Below are 18008 nucleotides of genomic sequence, written 5' to 3'. Positions count from 1 at the left end.
CGTCGGCGAGGCTCTGCGCCTCGCGCTCGCGCTCCGACGCGGTGGGGTCCGCCTCCGGTACGGCCCACAGCCCGCCCTCGAGCTCGGCCGCGATGTCGGGGTCGCACACCACCGAGGGCGTGCCGAGCGTCGCGGCCTCGAACGGGGTCATGCCCTGCGTCTCGAAGCCGATGGAGGTCTGGACGAGCGCGTCGGCGTCGGCGATGCGCGCGAGCGTCTGCGCGTAGGTGAGGCGCCCCGCGAAGATCACGCCGTCGCGACCGGCGACGATCCGTTCCGCGGCCGAGCGCTGCGCGCCGCCCCCGATGACCTCCAGGTCGGCGTCGACGCCCGAGGCCACGAACGCCTCCAGGAACGGCAGCAGGCGCTTCTCCGGGCTCATCCGTCCGAGCCACACGAAGCGCGGACGCCCCGGGCGGCGCTCGGCGGGCGCCGCGGCGAGGGTGCTCGCCCGCACGTCGTCGTCGATGCCGTTCCAGATCACGTCGACGTGCGGGAAAACGCCGTTCTGCTCCAGACGCCGGGCGAAGTGACCGGAGGGCGCGGTGACCGCCGAGGCCCCGGCCGCGAGCCCGCGCAGGTACGACCAGCCGTCACTGCCCCCCACGCGGATCCCGATGCCCCGCAACGCGCGGCGGCGCCACGCGTTGAGCACCGCGAGCACGGGACGGTGCAGCGGGGTGACCGCCGCGAGGCCCACATCGACGCGGTTGTGCATGGTGTGCACCACGGGGAGCCCGTGCCGCTGGGCGTAGCGGTGTCCGATGAACGCCCCCCAGAAGTCGGCCTGCACGTGCACGAGGTCGACGGGAGGGCGCTGCGTCATGGCGCGGTCGAGGGCGCGGTCGGTGGCGCGGCCCGGCCAGCTCATCGCGTACTCGCGGTCGAGTGTGATCGGGACGGACGGGAGGTCGACGTAGGCACCGGCCGGCACGTCGCCCTCGGGAACGCGGTGCGCGTGCATGCGCGGCGCGACCACCGTCACGGTGTGCCCCGCCCTCTCCAGAAAGGTCCGCTGCAGCCGCATCGACACCTGCGCGCCACCGAGGGAGTCCAGGTGCTGATCGCCGAAGAAGACGATGTGCATGCGGTTACTCCGGCAGCGGCTCGTCGCGGTACAGCGCCTCGAAGGTGTCGAGCGTGCGGTTGATGTCGTGGATCGCGACGCCGTCGAGCGAGGCGTGCTGCATCCGCTCGTACTCGCCAGGCGAGGCGGTGAGGACATCGGTCAGTCGCGCGGCGAGCTCGTCGACGTTGCCCGGCTCGAACAGGTGGCCGTTCTCGCCGTCGTGCACCAGGTGCGGCAGGGCCACCGCGTCCGCGGCGACGATCGGCAGCGCCGACGCCATCGCCTCCATGGTCGCGATCGACTGCAGCTCGGCGATCGACGCGATCACGAACAGGCTCGCGCGCGACAGCAGGGCGCGCAGCTCCTCGTCGGTCGTGCGGCCGTGGAACGTGACCCGGTCGGCGAGACCGAGCTGCGCGGTGAGGCTCTCGAGCTGCTTGCGCTGATCTCCGCCGCCGACGATGTCGAACGTCGTGTTCAACGCGGGGTCGAGCTTCGTCATCGCCTTGAGGATGACCTCGACCTGCTTCTCGGCCGTGAGGCGCCCGACGAACACCAGGCGGTTCTCCTCACGCGGCGCGATCACCGGCGTGTACTGCGAGCGGTCGATGCCGCAGCTCACCGGGATGACGCCCTGCACCTCGACCGTCTTCTCGAGGAAGTCGGCGGCGCGGCGGGTCGGGGTCGTGATGGCGCGGGTGAGGTCGAACGTGCGCTTCGCATCGGCCCAGGCGAACTTCAGCACCAGGTCGTCGATGAACTTCGGCATGGTCGTGTGATCGAGGATGTTCTCGGCCATCACGTGGTTGGTCGCGATGACCGGGATGCCGCGCTGCTTCGCGATGCGCGCGAGGCCGCGCCCGATCACGATGTGCGACTGGATGTGCACGACGTCGGGCTGCACGCGGTCGAGCACCTTCCGCGCGTAGTGCTTGGAGCGCCACGGCCACACGAAACGCAGCCAGTCGTGCGGGGCCCAGCGCACGGACGGCAGCCGGTGCAGCGTCATCGGCTCGCCCTCGATCACCTCGGTGTGAGGCGCCGAGCGGCGGTACGCCTGGTTGGGGGCGACCACGTGCACGTCGTGTCCGCGCTGGACGAGGCCGGCCGCGAGACGCTCGGCGAAGCGGGCGGCACCGTTGATGTCGGGCGCGAAGGTGTCGCAGCCGATCAGGATCTTCAGCGGGCGGGGGGCTTCGGCGGCGTCGGGGGACGCCTCGGTCGGATCGTCGGAGGGGGTCACAGACATGCTGCCTTACGATGGGGCGGCCAAGGGAAAGCCCTGGTCGGGCGCACGCAACTCTACCCGAGGGCCCTGGCCGGGCCGCCGAGGCATACCGGCATCCGCCCAGCCGGAGCCGTTAGCGTTGGCGCATGCGACTGACTGCCGACGCCGACCCCCAGCTGTGGATCCCCGTCACCGACTCCCTCGGATGGAAGGGGCGCCGGCACCGGAAGGCCGCGATCCGCATGCTGCTGGGACAGGTGAACGCGGCGGTGGGGGCGACCGAGCGCCCTGGATCGCGCTTCGGCGCGTGGGCCATGAGCCAGGCCGCCCCGATGCTCATGAAGAAGGCCGACGGCCGCGTGCTGGTGTGGACGTGGAAGGCCGAGCCCGAGCTGGTGGTGGCGATGGCGACCGCCCAGGTGCTGACGCCCGATGTGCGCATCGCCCGGGCATCGATGCCCATGGAGTACGACGACACCACCTCGTTCCCGACGCGGCTCGGGGTCGCCGAGAAGCTGGTGGTCGCGATGCCGCCCTCGCCCGCGACGCCCCCGTTCACGACGTACACGTGGGACACCGGCACGCACCTGATCACGCTGACGGCGGTGTGCGCCGACCGGGAGCGCTTCGGCACGCTCGGCACCGCGCTCGACGACCTCGCCCGGAGCATCCGCATCGCCGACGACCTCACCGGCGGCGAGTCGCCCGACGTGCTGCGGCTGCCTCCGGCCTGACGCCCTCGACGTCCACCGCCGGGTGCGGGGAGGACTCACGCGAGGCCGTGCGCGGCGAGCCAGTCCTTCGCGACAGTGGCCGGAACACGCACGAGCCAGGCGTCGGTGACGAGCTCCGCCAGCCGGTCCGCGTCCACCACGTCCAGGCGTACGAGCAGCGCCGGGTAGCCGTCGAAGTGCGGGATCGAGAACAGCGCCTCCGGCTCCGCGGCCAGCAGCGCCTCCTTCTCGCCCTGATCCGCCACGCGCACCGACAGCACCTCGCCGTCGGGCCACTGCCGACCGAGCTCGGCCAGCTGGCGCAGATCGGCGCCGGTCGGGCCGCGCAGCCCCGCGAACTGCCCCTGCGTCACGCGCCACCCGGGCAGACCCGTGTGACCGTTGACGGCCTCGGTGACCCCGGGCAGCGCGAGCGCGATCCGCCGCACGTCGTCGATCGTCGCCATCCCGTCATGCTCCCGCACGCCCCGCCCGCGCACAACGCCCGGGCCCGCGCGGGGGTCAGCGCGCGATGCGGAGGGTGCGCACCTCGAACGGACGCAGGTGCAGCGCTCCACCCGTCCGCGCGTCGTCGAGGTCGTCCTCGATCAGGCTCACCTCGCGCACCTCGCGATGCTCGAAGCCGACCGCCAGCTCGCCCGTGGTCCGGCGCCCGAGAGCTTCGTACACGCGCACGATCACGTCGCCAGAGCCGTCGTCGGCGAGCTTGACCGCCGACACCACGATGCCCTCGCCGGACACGCTCACCAGGGGCTCGACCTCGCGGGCACCGCGCACGACGGTGGGCAGCGCGTTGAACCGGATTCCCTCGGCCGTGGCGATCGCGGCGTCCGCGCCGATCACGAAGCCGACCTCGATGGCGTGGTGCCCGTGGTCGGTGTCGGGGTCGGGGAACCGCGGCGCGCGCAGCAGCGAGAGCCGCACGGTCGTGGTCACCCCGTCGTCACCGACCTCGCGCGAGGTGTCGTAGCCGTAGATCGAGTCGTTGACGAGCGCGGCGCCGAAGTCCTGCTCGCGCACCAGCACGAAGCGGTGCATCGAGGTCTCGAACTTCGCGGCCTCCCAGCTCGTGTTCGTGTGGGTGACGCGGGCCTGGTAGCCGAATTGGGTCTCGGCCTCGGTGTGCGACGCCTGGATGTCGAGCGGGAAGGCGAGCTTGAGCAGCTTCTCGGTCTCGTGCCAGTCGACCTCGTTGCGCAGTACCACGGTGCGCGAGTCGGGAGCGAGGAGGATCGTCTGCGTGATCGTCGACTCCGAGAACCGCCGCTCGACCACGATCGTCGCGACACCGTCCACCACCGAGGCCTCGATCGCCGACACCGCGGTGAGGTCCTCGACGCTGTTGCGGTAGTAGCGGTCGATGTCCCACGCGTCCCACATGTTGGGGAAGTCCTGGTGCAGCTGGAACAGGTTCGCGGCCCTGCCCGGCGCAACCGTCTCGCGGCCGGACGCCCTGTCGACCGCCGACACGATGAGGCCCTCCGCCGACACCACGACCGACACGAGCTCGTTCTCCAGGCGCCAGCCGCCGTCCGCTTCGGTGAGCGTCACCGGGCTCGCGGTCGGCTCCCCGACGAACGCCGCGCCCAGCGCCCGTCCGCCCGCGACCGAGGTCGGCTCGAACCGCAGCGCGCGGTCCCCGTCGCCCGCGAGCGACCGCCGGGCCCGATCCGCGATGTCCTGCGCATCGGACAGCACGTCGGAGAGCACGGCGACGGCCTCACGGTGCACCCACGCGATCGAGGTGCCGGGGAGGATGTCGTGGAACTCGTGCAGCAGCACGGCCTGCCAGAGCCGGTCGAGCTCCGCCTGCGGATACGCGGCCCCCGTGCGCACGGCGTCGGTCGCGGCCCACAGCTCCGCCTCGACCAGCGCGTGCTCGGCCCAGCGGTGCAGCGCCTTCGTGGCGTGCTGGCTGGTGAGAGTGCCGCGGTGCAGCTCGAGGTACAGCTCGCCCACCCACACGGCGGGGTGCGGCAGCTCGGCCTTCGCGGCGTCGAAGAAGTCGTCCGGGTGCTCCCAGACGACCTGCGCGCTGCCCTCGAGGTCGCGCAGGCGCGCGGCCTTGCCCGTCATCTCCCGGGTCGTGCCGCCACCGCCGTCACCCCAGCCGACCGGGGCGATCGACCGCGACGTGACACGGTTCTCCTTGAACTGCCGCGCGGCCTTGGCGACCTCCATGCCGCTGAGCTGCGAGTTGTAGGTGTCCATCGACGGGAAGTGCGTGAACACCTGCGAGCCGTCGATGCCCTCCCACAGGAACGAGTGGTGCGGGAAGACGTTCTGCTGGTTCCACGAGATCTTCTGCGTGAAGAACCACTCGAACCCGGCGCGGCGCATGAGCTGCGGCAGCGCGGGCGAGTAGCCGAAGCTGTCGGGCAGCCACACGCCCTTCGACCGGATGCCGAACTCGCGCTCGAAGAAGCGCTGGCCGTGCGAGAACTGCCGCACGAGCGACTCGCCGGTGGGCATGACGGTGTCGGACTCGACCCACATGCCGCCCAGGGGCAGGAAGCGCCCCGCGGCGACCGCGGCTCTGACCCGCTCCCACACCTCGGGGCGGTGCTCCTTGATCCAGGCGTACTGCTGCGCGCTGGACATGCCGTACTGGAACTCGGGCTGCTCGTCGATGAGCGTGGTCATGGACGAGGTGGTGCGGGCGACCTTGCGGATGGTCTCGCGCACGGGCCACAGCCATGCGGAGTCGATGTGCGCGTGGCCGACCGCCGAGATGCGGTGCGCGCTCGCCTCGGCCGGGGCCGCGAGCACGTCGGCGAGTCGGGCGCGGGCGTCGGCGGCCGTCTCGACGAGGCGCTGGAGGTCGAGCACGTCGAGGGCGTCGTCGAGCGCCTGGAGGATGCGCATGCGCCGCGGCGAGGTCGCCGGCAGCTCGGCCTGCAGCTCGAACAGCACCTCGATGTCGAGGGACAGGTCGAACACCTCGGGCTCGAACACCGCGAGGTCCATGCGGCGCAGGCGGTACAGCGGCTCCTTCGACGAGGTGAGGATGTCGCCCTCCTGCGTCGGAAGGAAGGGGTGGTAGTCGAGCAGCACCGGGTTCGACGCTCCCTCGAGGTACAGCTCGACGGGCTCGTCGCCGTGGGCGTTCTCGGCGATCGGCACCCACTGGTTGCGCGGGTTGATGCTCTTGATCGGGGTGCCGTCGGGGCGGTACGCGAGGGCCTCGCACTGGAAGCCGGTCATGTTCACGTCGAAGCCGAGGTCGATCAGCGCCTCGACCCGGCGCCCCTTCCAGTCGGCCGGCACGCGCCCCGTGAGCTTGAACCACGTGGTGCCCCAGGCCGGGCCCCACAGCGACCCGACCGCGCCCGGCGCGAAGTCGAGCGCCAGCCCCTCGGCCGGCGGGATCGGCTCCCCGGGCAGTTCGTGCAGCTCGACGGTCAGCGGCACGGAGGCCGAGTGGATCGCGGGACGGATGCGCTCTTCCAGCACGCGCTTGACGCGGCCGACGGTGAGCGAGGTGTCGTCATGCATGGCTGTTCTCCGGGCTCGACGGTGAGGGGGCGTTCTGATGCTATCCGATTTACTAAAACGATCTAGCGCTTCGAGTCTACGGCACACCCACGACGCTCCCGCGAGGCTAAACCGATCAAGTAGGGTGATGCCTATGGCCTCGGGGAAACGCGTCACGATCGCGGACATCGCGCGACTGGCCGGCGTCTCCCCCGGTGCCGTCTCCTTCGCCCTGAACGGTCGCCCCGGCGTGAGCGAGGAGACCAGGCAGCGCATCCTCGCGATCATCGAGGAGCACCACTGGCAGCCCAGTTCCGCGGCACGCGCCCTGGTCGGTGCCCGTGCCAACGCGGTCGGCTTCGCACTCGCCCGCCCCGCCCGCTCGCTGGGCTCCGAGGCCTTCTTCACCGATCTGATCGCCGGCATCGAGTCGCGGCTGTCGGAGAGCAAGGTCAGCCTGCAGCTGCGCCTGGTCGCCGACATCGACGAGGAGATGGAGGTGCACCGCCAGTGGCGGTCGTCGAATCAGGTCGACGGCATCATCTACATCGATCCGCGCGACGACGACCCGCGCGCGGCGAACATCGCGTCGCTGGACGCCCGCGCCGTGATGATCGGGTCCGAGCCGTCCGCGGAGGGCGACGTGCCGAGCGTCTGGATCGGCGACGAGGAGGTGGCCGAGACGCTGTTCTCCTACCTCGCGGCCCTCGGGCACACCCGCATCGCCTACGTCGCCGGACCCGCCGAGCTCGAGCACACGCGCCTGCGCGCCGAGGTGCTGGAGCGCCTCGCGGCGGACGGCATCGCGGGCGAGGTCATCGCGACCGACTTCTCCCCCGCACGCGCCTCGGCGGTCACGCGCACTCTGCTCTCCGGCAAGCAGCGCCCGACCGCGATCGTCTACGACAACGACGTGATGGCGGTCGCCGGACTCCGCGTCGCCCAGGAGATGGGGCGCACCGTGCCGCGCGACGTCTCCCTCGCCTCCTTCGACGACTCGGTGATCGCCGGGCTCATCAACCCGTCCATCACCGCCATGACGCGCGACACGTTCGAGCTCGGCGAGCAGGCGGCCACGCTCCTGCTGCAGCAGATCGAGGCGGGCGCGACCCTGCCCAGCGTCGCCGGTCCCACCCCCACCCTCACGGCGCGCGAGAGCACGGCGCCGCCCGCGTCCTGACGCGCGCCGACGGATGGTGTCAGGCGTCGACGACGGTGTTGACCGAGCCGTAGCGGCCGACCGCGTCGCCCGCGAGGTCGGGGCGGATCAGCTCCCGGATGCCCCGAGCCTCCAGCACCGCGGGGTCTGCCGCGTCGGCCGAGGTGACCAGGGCCGGGTCGAGTCCGGCTGTGCACGCATCGACCCACGCCTGGAACACCGCCCCTCCCGGGCTCAGCGCGGCCCGGCTCACCGGCACGTCGCGCTCGTCCACCTCGACCACGATCCCGGTCGACCGCGCCGGGGCAGTCGTGCGCGCGCGCAGCTCGGGGATCAGCTCCGCGAACCGCCGGCCGATCGGCTTGGCCGCGCCGGACTGGTCGACCAGGCCGAGCGAATACTCCAGGTCGGGGAAGTCGCCCAGGTCGCGGCTCACGTCGTGGGAGCACCACCACGTGACGCCCCAGAGGTTCTCGGTCCGCGCCGAGGAGCGCAGCGTCGCCTCCAGGAACCCGGGCATCTCGTCGGCCTCCAGACAGTTCGACGGCGCCCCCACCTCCTGCAGCCACACCGGGCGCTGCGGGTCGGTCGCGAACGCCCGCGACAGCTCGATCAGATACTCGGCGTGCCGGTCGGCGGCGACGGAGCGACCGCCGTAGCGCTGCGCCGTGCCGTTGAAGATCCACGAGTGGATCGTGGTCATGGCGCCCAGGCGCGAGGCGTGCGCCGGGGTGAACCCGTGCTCGTCCATGTACCAGACCGCGTCGTACTCGCTGTGCACGTGAGGAAGTCCGGGAGCGGCCTCCCCCGCGGCCGCGAGCATGGTCTCGATCCACGCCCCGGCCTCGTCGACCGTGACCGGCCACGGCGCGGGGTGCGTGTGCGCCGAGAACTGGTTGACCTCGTTGCCGAGCGTGAGGCCGAGGAAGTTCGGGGCATCGCGCAGCGCCTCCGCGAGCCGCTGCACCAGGGCGACCTGCCCGTCGAGCGCCCTCGGATCGGTGAACATGTTGCGGTCGTGCCAGGTGTACAGCCAGGCGGGCACGAAGTCGAAGCTCGACAGGTGGCCCTGGATCACGTCGACGCTCGCGTCGAGCTCGAACTCGGCGGCGATGTCGACCATCGCCCGCACGTCGTCGAGAGCCTTCGGGCGGATGAGGGTGCGGTTCGGCTGCAGCACGGTCCACAGCGGGAACACGCGCACGTGGTCGAGGCCCAGTTCGGCGAGGGCGGCGAAGTCGCGGCGCACGTCGTCGGGCGTGAAGTCGAGCCAGGAGTGCATCCAGTCCTTCGACGGCGTGTAGTTCGCCCCGAACCTCAGGGGAGCGTCGAGAGCGCCACGCTGCGTCATGTGTTCGCACCTTTCGGACAGAGCCCCCCGACGAGGGCGGATCGCACCACTATAACGCTTGAGCAGCGAGACCGCGGCACGAGATTCCGCTCGCCGCCTGCGCTCCGCGCGCCCTCTCTTGACACCGATGGATTCGGATGGTTTCATCAGCTAAAGCGCTGTAGTCCCGTCCTGTCGGACCCGCGCCGAATCGCCCGCCTCGAGGAAGAAGCACGATGAGAGTTCCCGCACGCATGGCTGCACTGGCAACCTTCACGATCGGCGCCCTCGCGCTCGCCGGCTGCACCGGCGGTGGCGCCGGCGCCGGAGACGCCGGGCCGATCGACACCTCCGGCGACCTGAGCGGCACGATCCAGTTCCAGACCTGGTCGCTCAAGAACGAGAAGTTCACGCCGTACTTCGAAGACCTGATCGACGCGTTCGAGAAGGAGCACCCCGACGTGAAGGTCGAGTGGCTCGACCAGCCCGGCGACGGCTACCAGGAGAAGATCCTCAGCCAGGCCAACGCCGACACCCTCCCCGACGTGCTCAACCTGCCGCCCGACATCGCCTACCCGCTGGTCGCCGCGGGCAAGCTGGTCGACCTCGACACGGCCGACCCCGACCTGAAGTCGGCGTACAACACGGGCGCGTGGGAGGCCTACAGCCAGTACCCGGGCGTCGACGGCACCTACGGTCTGCCGTGGTACCTGTCGAGCGATGCGTCGTGGTGGAACCTGGCCCAGCTCGCCCCCTACGGCGTCACGGAGCAGAACCTGCCGACCACGGTCGACGAGCTGCTCACGCTCGCCACCGACGTGGCCACCGAGTCGGGCGGCAAGGTGCAGCTGCTTTCCTCGATCCCCGCGCTCGACACGTTCACGGCCGCGGGCATGGAGGTCATCAACGACAAGGGCGAGTTCGACTTCAACACCGACGAGGCCGCCGCGATCATCCAGAAGTACGCCGACGCGTACGCCGCGGGCGCCATGCCCGCCGAGGCCCTCACCGGCGACTACGGCGGCAACGCCGAGGCCTACATCCAGGAGAAGGTCGCCTTCACGACCGGCGGCACCGGCTTCACGACCGATCTGCAGAAGGACGCCCCGTCGCTGCTGGCGAACACCGTCGCCACCCCGCGCCTCGGCATCGCGCCGCTCTACGTGCAGGGCCTGAACGTCTCCGCCGACTCCGACAACAAGGAAGCCGCGCTCGCGTTCGCCGAGTTCGCGACGAACCAGGAGAACCAGGTGGCGTTCTCGTCGCTCGCGGTCGGGACCGCGCCCGGAACGGCCGAGGGCGGCGACCAGGTCGTCGAGAACATCGCCTCCTCCGTCACCGACGAGAAGCAGCTCGCCGCGATCGACACGGTGTTCGGCGCGATGAAGGACGCCAAGGCCCTGCCGTTCCAGTGGACGTCGGACATGGCGACCTACATGACGCAGCAGATCGCGCTCGCGGTCAACGGCGAGGCCGACCCGAAGGCCCAGCTCGACAAGATCGTCGAGTACGCCAACGCGAACCGCGTGGACCAGTGACCATGAGCGCGAGCACCGGCACCCGGCAGCGAAGGACGACGATGAGGTCCCACCGGTGGTTCACCCCGTGGCTGCTCCTCGCCCCCGCCGTGATCTGGGTGCTGGTGTTCGCGCTGTGGCCGTTCCTCAACACCGTCGTCCTCAGCTTCACGAATGCCCGCCCGCTGCGCACCCCCGAGTTCGTGGGCGGCGCGAACTACGAGCGCATGTTCGGCGACGAGATGTTCTGGAACGCGCTGACGACGTGCCTCATCTATGTGGTCGTGTGCGTGCCGCTGCTCACGATCCTGCCGCTGCTGCTCGCCCTGCTGGTGCAGAAGAAGCTGCCGGGCATCTCGTTCTTCCGCACCACCTTCTACTTCCCCGTGATCGCCTCGGTCGTGGTGGTCGCCCTCATCTGGACCTGGCTGTTCGACAGTCGCGGCATCATCAACCAGACCCTGGAGTTCCTCGGTCTGATCGACAAGCCGATGGCGTTCCTCGTCGACCGCTGGCTGCTGCTGGGCTGCGCCATCCTGCTCACGGTCTGGAAGGGCCTGGGCTACTACATGGTCGTGTACCTCGCGGCGCTGGGGAACGTGGGCAAGGAGCTCCACGAGGCCGCGATGCTCGACGGTGCCGGCTCGTTCCGTCGCTTCCTCTCGGTGACGATCCCGTCCGTGCGCGGCGCCATGCTCCTCATCTCGGTGCTGATCGCGGTGTCGGCCATGCGCGTGTTCGCCGAGCTCGACGTGCTGTCCAAGAGCACCGGCGGCCCCGGCGGCTACGACATGTCGCTCGTGATGCTGATCCGCCAGGTGGGCTCCGGACTCAACGGCAACATCGGCTACGCCTCCGCGATCAGCGTGGCCCTGTTCCTCCTGACGCTCGTGCCCCTGGCCGCGATCGCGTTCATGAACCGCGAGAAGAAGGCGAAGGTCTCCGCATGACCACGCTCACCCCGCCGCGCGCCGACGACCGCGCCGACGACGCCCCGGTCCGCCCCGCGCGCGAGCGCATCTTCCGGCACCGCGGCTCCGGCGACTTCAGCAAGCCGACCCTCGGCGGGCTGATCGGCCGCTACGCGCTGCTCCTCCTGGTGCTCTTCCTGGTGATCGGGCCGTTCGTGTGGCAGCTGTCCACGTCGTTCAAGGGTCCGCAGGAGAACATCTACTCGTTCCCGCCGGAGCTGATCCCGCGCGACCCCACCCTGCAGAACTACACGCGCGTCGCCGACATCGTGCCGGTGTACCTGTACGCGTGGCACTCCCTGCTCGTCTCGCTCGGCACGGTGCTGAGCAACGTGATCCTGGCGACCTTCGCGGGCTACGCGCTGGGCTGCATGCGGTTCCGCGGCAAGTGGATCGTGATGGGCATCCTGCTCTCCACCCTGCTGTTCCCCGGCGAGGTGACCGTGACCAGCAACTTCCTCACCATCCGCGCCCTCGGGCTCGCGGACACGCTGTGGGGCGTGTTCCTGCCCGGAGCGATCAGCGCCATGAACGTGCTGCTCGTGGCCACCGCGTGCCGCATGATCCCGAAGGACGTGCTCGACGCGGCGACCGTCGACGGCGCGACCACGTGGCAGCGCATCCGGCACATCGTGTGGCCCAACATCCGCGGCATGGTGTCGGTCGTCGCGATCTTCGCGTTCATCGGCGCGTGGGACGACTACCTGTGGCCGCTGATCGTGCTCTCCGACCCCGCGAAGTACACGCTCACGGTCGGCATGGCGTACCTGAACAGCAGCTTCTCGGTCGACCCGCGCCTGATCGCCGCGGGCACCATGATCGCCCTCGTGCCGATCATCATCATGTTCTCCTTCACGCAGCGGTTCTTCTTCAAGGGCGTGCAGGAGGGTGCGCTGAAGGGGTGACCGCGGCGCCGCTGACCCCGGCCGCCGGTCCGGCCGATCCCCCGTCGTCGCGCCCGCACGCCGGGGTGCTCCCCGGCGACGTGTTCGCGTTCGCTTTCGATCCCGCCCTGGGGCCGCAGCGGCTGGACGTGCCGGGCCTCTCCGACCTCACCGTCACTCCCGAGACCGTGCTGCACTGGGCGTTCTACGCCGACGGGGCGGACGCGACCCTGGCTCCGCACGCGGCGCTCGCGGTGACGGTGGACGTGCGTACTGCGGACGGGACCCGGCTGAGCGACCACACCGCCGTCCGCGACCGCTACGACGTGCCGCTCACGCCCGAGGCGCAGTTCGCCGCCCGCTGGAGCCTCCCGGAGCAGTGGAACGCCGATACGGTCGCGCTCGCCCCTCTGTCGACCGGAGGCGCGGTGCGGGCCACGGTCGAGCTGGTGCTGGGCGCGCCGTCGCTCACGGGCGCGGAGGGTCTGCCCGCCCGCGCGACCGGATTCGTGCAGGTCCGTGTGGAGGAACGCCGACCGGCGGACCCCGACCTGCCGCCGGTCGAGCGCGTCGACACCCGCCGCGGCACGCACTCCGGACCGCGGTTCTCGCGCGGCAACACGATCCCGGCGGTGGCGGTGCCGCACGGCTTCACGTTCGTCACGCCGGCGACCGACGCCGCGGACGCCCGCTGGCCGTACCGCCCGTTCGTGCACGACGATCCGCGGGGCCGCCGCCTGGAGGCCCTGCAGTTCTCGCACCAGCCGAGCCCGTGGATCGGTGATCGCTCGGTGCTGCAGCTCATGCCGTTCCTCGGCCGCGCCCGCTCGGAGCGCGCGGCACGGCGACGGTGGATCGTGCCGGGCAGCGAACGGGCGCGCCCCCACGAGTACGCCGCCGACCTCGGCGACGGACTGCACGTGGCGATGACCGCGACCTCGCACGCGGCGGCGTTCCGGGTGAGCGCCGACGACCCCACGGCCATCGTCGGCTTCGTGATCGATCAGCTCACCGACGACGGCCGCCTGACCTGGACGGACGACGGCGAGTTCGAGGGCTGGATCCCGGAGGGCGCGGAGGACTGGGGCAACGCGCCCCGCTGCTACTTCGCCGGGGCGACGGTCGGCGCGACCGAGGCGCGCGGCCGGCTCGACGACGACGGGCGCGGGCGCGTCGCCGGGCACCTCGACGGGCGCGGCAGCCTGGAGGTCCGCATCGCGGTGTCGTTCCTGTCGATCGCGCAGGCCCGGCGCAGCCTCGCCCAGGAGGCTCCGCCGTCCCGATCCTTCGAGGAGCTGCGCGCCGCCGCAGCCGCCGCGTGGGACCGCCTGCTCGGCCGTGTGACTCTCCCTCCGCTCGACCCGCGGCAGCGGCCGTACCGCGGTCTCGCCGACGAGGAGCATCGCGCCCGGATCGCGGCGGCCCTGCACCGCATGCACCTGTACCCGAACACGGCGAGCGAGAACGCGGGCACCACCACCGCGCCCGACCACCGCTTCGCCGACGTGTTCGCGCCGCGCGCGCCGTTCGGGGAGACCGAGACCAGTGCGCCCGTGGCCGAGGGCGAGCTCGTGGTGAACAACGGCTACTGGGACACCTACCGCACGGAGTGGCCCGCGCTGGCGCTGCTCGACCCCGCCCTGACCGGGCAGCTGCTGGACGGCCAGCTCGCCCAGTTCCGGCGGGGCGGGTGGATGGCGCGGTGGAGCGCCCCGGGGTACGTCGACAGCATGGTGGGCACGTCGAGCGACCAGATCTTCGCCGACGCCGCGCGCTGGGGTGTGACGTTCGACCGGGAGGCCACGTTCGAGAGCGGCTGGCGCCACGCGTGCGAGCCGGGGCCGGACGCCCGTCGCGGCCGCAAGGGCATCGGTCGCGGGCGCTTCACCGGGTACATCTCCTCCGACGTGCCGGAGGGCATGAGCTGGAGCATCGAGAACGCCGTGAGCGACGCGGCCCTCGGGCGGTTCGCGCGGCAGCTCGCCGATGACGCCGCCACCGCCACGGACGCCGCCCGCTACCGCGCGTTCGCCCGCTACCTCACCAACCGCGCCCGGTCGTACCGCACCCTGTTCGATCCCGACTCGGGATTCTTCCGCGGCCGCGACGCGCACGGGGCGTTCGCGCCCGGCTTCGACCCCCGGGTGTGGGGTGGCGACAACGTGGAGACCAACGCGTGGGGGATGTCGGTCGGCGCGGTGCACGACGGCCCCGCGCTCGCGACGCTGTACGGCGGCCCGGCCGGGCTCGGCCGCCACCTCGACGCGCTGTTCGCCGAGCCGGAGACCGCCGACGAACGCTTCGGCGGCGCCTACGGCACGGTCATCCACGAGCAGCGGGAGGCCCGCGCGCTGCGCTCCGGCATGTGCGCGATCTCGAACCAGCCCGCCCACCACATCCCCTTCCTGTATGCGTTCACCGACCGCCCGTGGGCGGGCGCTGCGATCGTGCACGACCTCGCGGGGCGTCTGTTCGCCGGCGCGCACATCGGGCAGGGCTTCCCCGGCGACGAGGACAACGGCGAGATGAGCGCCTGGTGGCTGTGGGCGGCGCTGGGCCTGTATCCGCTCGAGCTCGCCTCCGGGCGGCTGCGCATCGGCTCCCCGCTGTTCGACGACGTCCGCGTCGATCGCGGTGACGGGTCGACGCTGCGGATCCGCGTGCAGCGGAGCGAGCCGGGCGCCCACGTGCTCCGGTCGGCGCTGCTCGACGGCGACCCCCTCCCCACGGCCGACCTGCCCGTGGAACGACTGACCGGCGATGCGGTGCTCGACCTGACCTTCACGCTCGACCCCGCGGAGGCGCTGGAGGCCCCGGGGCCCGACGTCGCCGTCGAGCCGTGGCACCCGGACCTGACCTCGGAGGCGGGCGAGTCGATCGCCTCCCGGGGCCTCGACCACGCGGCGCGACTGTTCGACGACGGCGACCCCGCGGGGACCGACGGCGTGAGCCTGCGGCCGGGCGAGTGGGTGGGGTGGCGCTTCCCCGCGGCGCGCGACATCACCGACGTGAGCGTGACCGCGGTCACCGCGACGCCCGCGTCCGGGTGGCACTGGGAGGTCGAGCGGGCGGACGGCCGGTGGGAGCGGGTGGCCGCGACCCATGCCGAGGCGCTGCGGCCGGATCGCACGACCCCGTTCACCCTGGCCGCACGGACCGTGACCCCGGCGATCCGCCTGTGCGCGGATGCCGAGGTCACGATCCGTCAGCTCGAGCTGTTCGCCCTCGCGCCGGTCACTTCGTCAGCGTGAACGTCACCTCGGTGCTGTTGCCGGCGACGTCGACCACCTGCAGCGTGTTGACCCCGAGGACGGCACCGAGCACGCCGGGCTTCAGCACGTCGAGGTCGCGGGACTCCCCGTTCTCCAGGTCGGTCGGCACGCCGTTCAGCACGATCCGGTCGATGAGCCCTTCGTCGTGCATCCGGAAGCTCACCCGCTTGTAGCCGTCGTCCTTCTGCTTGGTGAACTGCGCGCCGCTCTTGAACGTCACGGTGGGCGCGGTCGTGTCGGCCGGAGGCGCCTGGAAGACCGTGGCCTCTCCCTTCAACGCCTGCGTGATCCCGGACAGGTAGGCGGACTGGTCGGTCGCCGTGAGGTTGTAGGCGACGTAGACGCCGTACCCGTCGGCGACCGTGCGCTGCGCGAAGTCTGCCGCGGTGGCGGCGCTCGTGTTCGACAGGTCGATCGCCGCGGCGCCGAGCCGCGCGCGATCGTCCAGGCCCGGCACGGTCGGGGCGTCATACGTCGGGTAGTACGGGTTCCAGGCGTGGTCGAGCACCCCGTCGACGTCGAACTGCGTGAAGTCGGTGGTGGTGTACGACGGGCCGATCGCGTAGAGCGTGATGAGCTTGTCGGGGCCGAGCCGGTCGCGCAGCGCGGTCGCCAGCCACCCGAACGACTGGGTATTGGGCTGCGGTGTGCCGTTGGCGCCGTACTCCGTCCACTCGTCGTCGAAGTCGATGCCGTCGAGGCCGTACGTGGTCACCGCGTCCGCGAGCTGCGCGGCGAAGGCGTCGGCGGCGGCGAACGAGGTGAAGTTCGCGAACCCGGCCCCCTGGTGGTTGCCGAGCACGGAGAGCAGCACCTTCGTGCCCTGCGCCTGCAGCGGCCGGATCTGGTTCTCCGCATCCTGCAGGGTCTCGGTCACCCGCTCGTTCAGGTGCAGGTACGCCTGCTGGCCGTCGTAGTTGATGTTCGCGGCGAAGATCATCGCGAGATCCACGGCGGGGCGACCCGAATCCGCCAGGGTGTAGTCGGCGACATTCGCTAAATCGTTCGAGTTGACCTCGACGTAGACCGCCAGCTTCGCCTCGTCGACGGTGGCGTCCGCAGCGGCCGGGCCCGTCGCGGCGACCGCGGTGAGGGCCACCGCAGCGGCGGAGAGGGCGGCCGTGAAGGCGCGCCGATGGCGGTGACTTCTGGATGAGGACGGATACATGGGGGTTCGTCTCCTTCGGCATCGTTGTCGAACGCGAGCCGCATCGGCGCGACTCGCGGCCGACTATATCGCTTAAGTTCTGCGGGTGAAAGAGTGGACGATCCGCCCTTGGCCTCCGCCGCCGTTCCGCGGGATGCTGGGGGCATGCGTTCGCTCAGCCTGCTGTGGCGGTACCCGGTCATCACCCTCACCGTGCTGGCGTTCGCCCTGGTGGGCGTGCTGCACGCGGTCGATCAGCAGCAGGTCGGGCGCTGGATCGCGACGGTGTACGTCGCCGCGGTCGTGGTGTGGACCCTGATCGGGATGGTGCGCGACGTGCTCCGCGGCCACGTCGGCCTCGACATCCTCGCGGTCGTGGCGATGGTCGCGACGCTCGCCGTCGGCGAGTACATCGCGGCGCTCATCATCGTGCTGATGCTGTCGGGCGGGGAGGCGCTGGAGGACTTCGCCGGCCGCCGCGCCCGCCGCGACCTGTCGGCCCTGCTCGACCGGTCGCCGCGCATCGCCCACGTGCTGCACGACCCCGGCGACGCGCAGTCGGACGAGGCGCACGACGTGCCGGTCGACGAGGTCGCGGTCGGTGATGTGCTGCTGGTGCGTCCGGCCGAGATCGTGCCGGTCGACGGCACGCTGCTGACGGCCGAGGGCGAGTTCGACGAGTCCTCGCTCACCGGTGAGAGCCTGCCGGTCTCGCGGCACGCGGGCGAGGAGGTGCTGTCAGGCGCGATCAACGGCAGCCGGGCGATCCGCCTCCGCGCCCTGCGCACCGGAGCCGACAGCCAGTACCAGCAGATCGTCGCCCTCGTGCATCAGGCCGAGTCCTCGCACGCGCCCATCGTCCGTCTCGCCGACCGGTTCGCGATCCCCTTCACCGCCGTCGCGCTCGTCCTGGCCGGCACCGCGTGGGCGCTGTCGGGCGATGCGACGCGCTTCGCGGAGGTGCTCGTGCTCGCCACCCCGTGCCCGCTGCTGATCGCGGCACCCGTGGCGTTCCTCGGCGGCCTGTCCCGGGCCGCGAAGTCGGGCGTGATCATGAAGAGCGGGGCCGTGGTCGAGCAGATCGCGCGCGTCCGGTCGGCCGCGTTCGACAAGACCGGCACGCTCACGCAGGGCCGCCCGGAGCTGGTCGACGTGCGACCGGCGCCCGGCTTCGACGCGGACGAGGTGCTGCAGCTCGCCGCCTCGGCCGAGCAGTACTCGTC

Annotated in this window: 13 protein-coding genes; 7 read left to right on the top strand and 6 right to left on the bottom strand. The window is 71.5% G+C overall.

Annotation, left to right across the window (positions count from 1 at the left end; all coding sequences use genetic code 11):
- Both DW299_RS10810 and DW299_RS10805 read right to left on the bottom strand, forming a co-directional pair.
- On the bottom strand, window positions 1-1087 hold a 1087-nt coding region (locus tag DW299_RS10810), incomplete at its 3' end, for a glycosyltransferase (RefSeq protein ID WP_136036578.1).
- A gap of 4 nt (window positions 1088-1091) precedes the next feature.
- Window positions 1092-2318 carry a glycosyltransferase gene (locus DW299_RS10805; RefSeq protein ID WP_136035147.1) on the bottom strand — a complete coding sequence of 409 codons (1227 nt, stop codon included), beginning with the start codon at window positions 2316-2318 and terminating at the stop codon, window positions 1092-1094.
- A 125-nt stretch (window positions 2319-2443) separates the two neighbouring features.
- Here DW299_RS10805 and DW299_RS10800 point away from each other — a divergent pair, with 125 nt between their 5' ends.
- Window positions 2444-3031 (top strand): hypothetical protein, encoded by a 588-nt coding sequence (locus DW299_RS10800; RefSeq protein WP_136036577.1) that lies wholly within the window; start codon window positions 2444-2446, stop codon window positions 3029-3031.
- A gap of 35 nt (window positions 3032-3066) precedes the next feature.
- Here DW299_RS10800 and DW299_RS10795 read toward each other — a convergent pair whose 3' ends face one another.
- Together DW299_RS10795 and DW299_RS10790 are read right to left on the bottom strand one after the other, a co-directional pair.
- Complete coding sequence (locus DW299_RS10795; RefSeq protein WP_168443120.1) at window positions 3067-3477, bottom strand: MmcQ/YjbR family DNA-binding protein; 411 nt, start codon at window positions 3475-3477, stop codon at window positions 3067-3069.
- 55 nt (window positions 3478-3532) lie between these two features.
- Window positions 3533-6526: an alpha-mannosidase gene (locus tag DW299_RS10790; RefSeq protein ID WP_136036575.1), complete on the bottom strand. Its 2994-nt coding sequence runs from the start codon at window positions 6524-6526 to the stop codon at window positions 3533-3535.
- A gap of 133 nt (window positions 6527-6659) precedes the next feature.
- Between DW299_RS10790 and DW299_RS10785 the strand changes: the two genes are divergently transcribed.
- Window positions 6660-7685 carry a LacI family DNA-binding transcriptional regulator gene (locus DW299_RS10785; protein WP_136035143.1) on the top strand — a complete coding sequence of 342 codons (1026 nt, stop codon included), beginning with the start codon at window positions 6660-6662 and terminating at the stop codon, window positions 7683-7685.
- Window positions 7686-7704: 19 nt separating this feature from the next.
- Here DW299_RS10785 and DW299_RS10780 read toward each other — a convergent pair whose 3' ends face one another.
- Window positions 7705-9015: a glycoside hydrolase 5 family protein gene (locus tag DW299_RS10780; protein WP_136036574.1), complete on the bottom strand. Its 1311-nt coding sequence runs from the start codon at window positions 9013-9015 to the stop codon at window positions 7705-7707.
- A gap of 233 nt (window positions 9016-9248) precedes the next feature.
- Between DW299_RS10780 and DW299_RS10775 the strand changes: the two genes are divergently transcribed.
- From DW299_RS10775 to DW299_RS10760, 4 genes are read left to right on the top strand one after another with little or no spacing between them, the layout of a single operon-like run.
- A complete protein-coding gene (locus DW299_RS10775; RefSeq protein WP_168442904.1) occupies window positions 9249-10532 on the top strand; it encodes an ABC transporter substrate-binding protein in 1284 nt (427 codons plus the stop codon).
- A 41-nt stretch (window positions 10533-10573) separates the two neighbouring features.
- On the top strand, window positions 10574-11461 hold the full coding sequence (locus DW299_RS10770; protein ID WP_136035139.1) for a carbohydrate ABC transporter permease: 888 nt from the start codon (window positions 10574-10576) through the stop codon (window positions 11459-11461).
- Window positions 11458-12387: a carbohydrate ABC transporter permease gene (locus tag DW299_RS10765; protein ID WP_136036573.1), complete on the top strand. Its 930-nt coding sequence runs from the start codon at window positions 11458-11460 to the stop codon at window positions 12385-12387. The genes DW299_RS10770 and DW299_RS10765 overlap by 4 nt, the downstream gene beginning before the upstream one ends.
- A complete protein-coding gene (locus DW299_RS10760; protein ID WP_136036572.1) occupies window positions 12384-15617 on the top strand; it encodes a GH92 family glycosyl hydrolase in 3234 nt (1077 codons plus the stop codon). The genes DW299_RS10765 and DW299_RS10760 overlap by 4 nt, the downstream gene beginning before the upstream one ends.
- On the opposite strand, the gene DW299_RS19515 is transcribed toward DW299_RS10760, so the two are convergent.
- Window positions 15601-16806: an endo-beta-N-acetylglucosaminidase H gene (locus DW299_RS19515; protein ID WP_240745378.1), complete on the bottom strand. Its 1206-nt coding sequence runs from the start codon at window positions 16804-16806 to the stop codon at window positions 15601-15603. The two genes, DW299_RS10760 and DW299_RS19515, sit on opposite strands and share 17 nt — an antisense overlap.
- A gap of 144 nt (window positions 16807-16950) precedes the next feature.
- Between DW299_RS19515 and DW299_RS10750 the strand changes: the two genes are divergently transcribed.
- On the top strand, window positions 16951-18008 hold a 1058-nt coding region (locus tag DW299_RS10750; RefSeq protein WP_168443119.1), incomplete at its 3' end, for an HAD-IC family P-type ATPase.

Origin of the sequence: Microbacterium sp. K35, from assembly GCF_004794375.1 — a bacterium.
In the GTDB taxonomy this organism is placed as follows: Bacteria; Actinomycetota; Actinomycetes; order Actinomycetales; family Microbacteriaceae; genus Microbacterium; species Microbacterium sufflavum.
The sequence above is the reverse complement of the archived record's forward strand: the minus strand, read 5'-3'. Positions and strand labels throughout refer to the sequence as shown.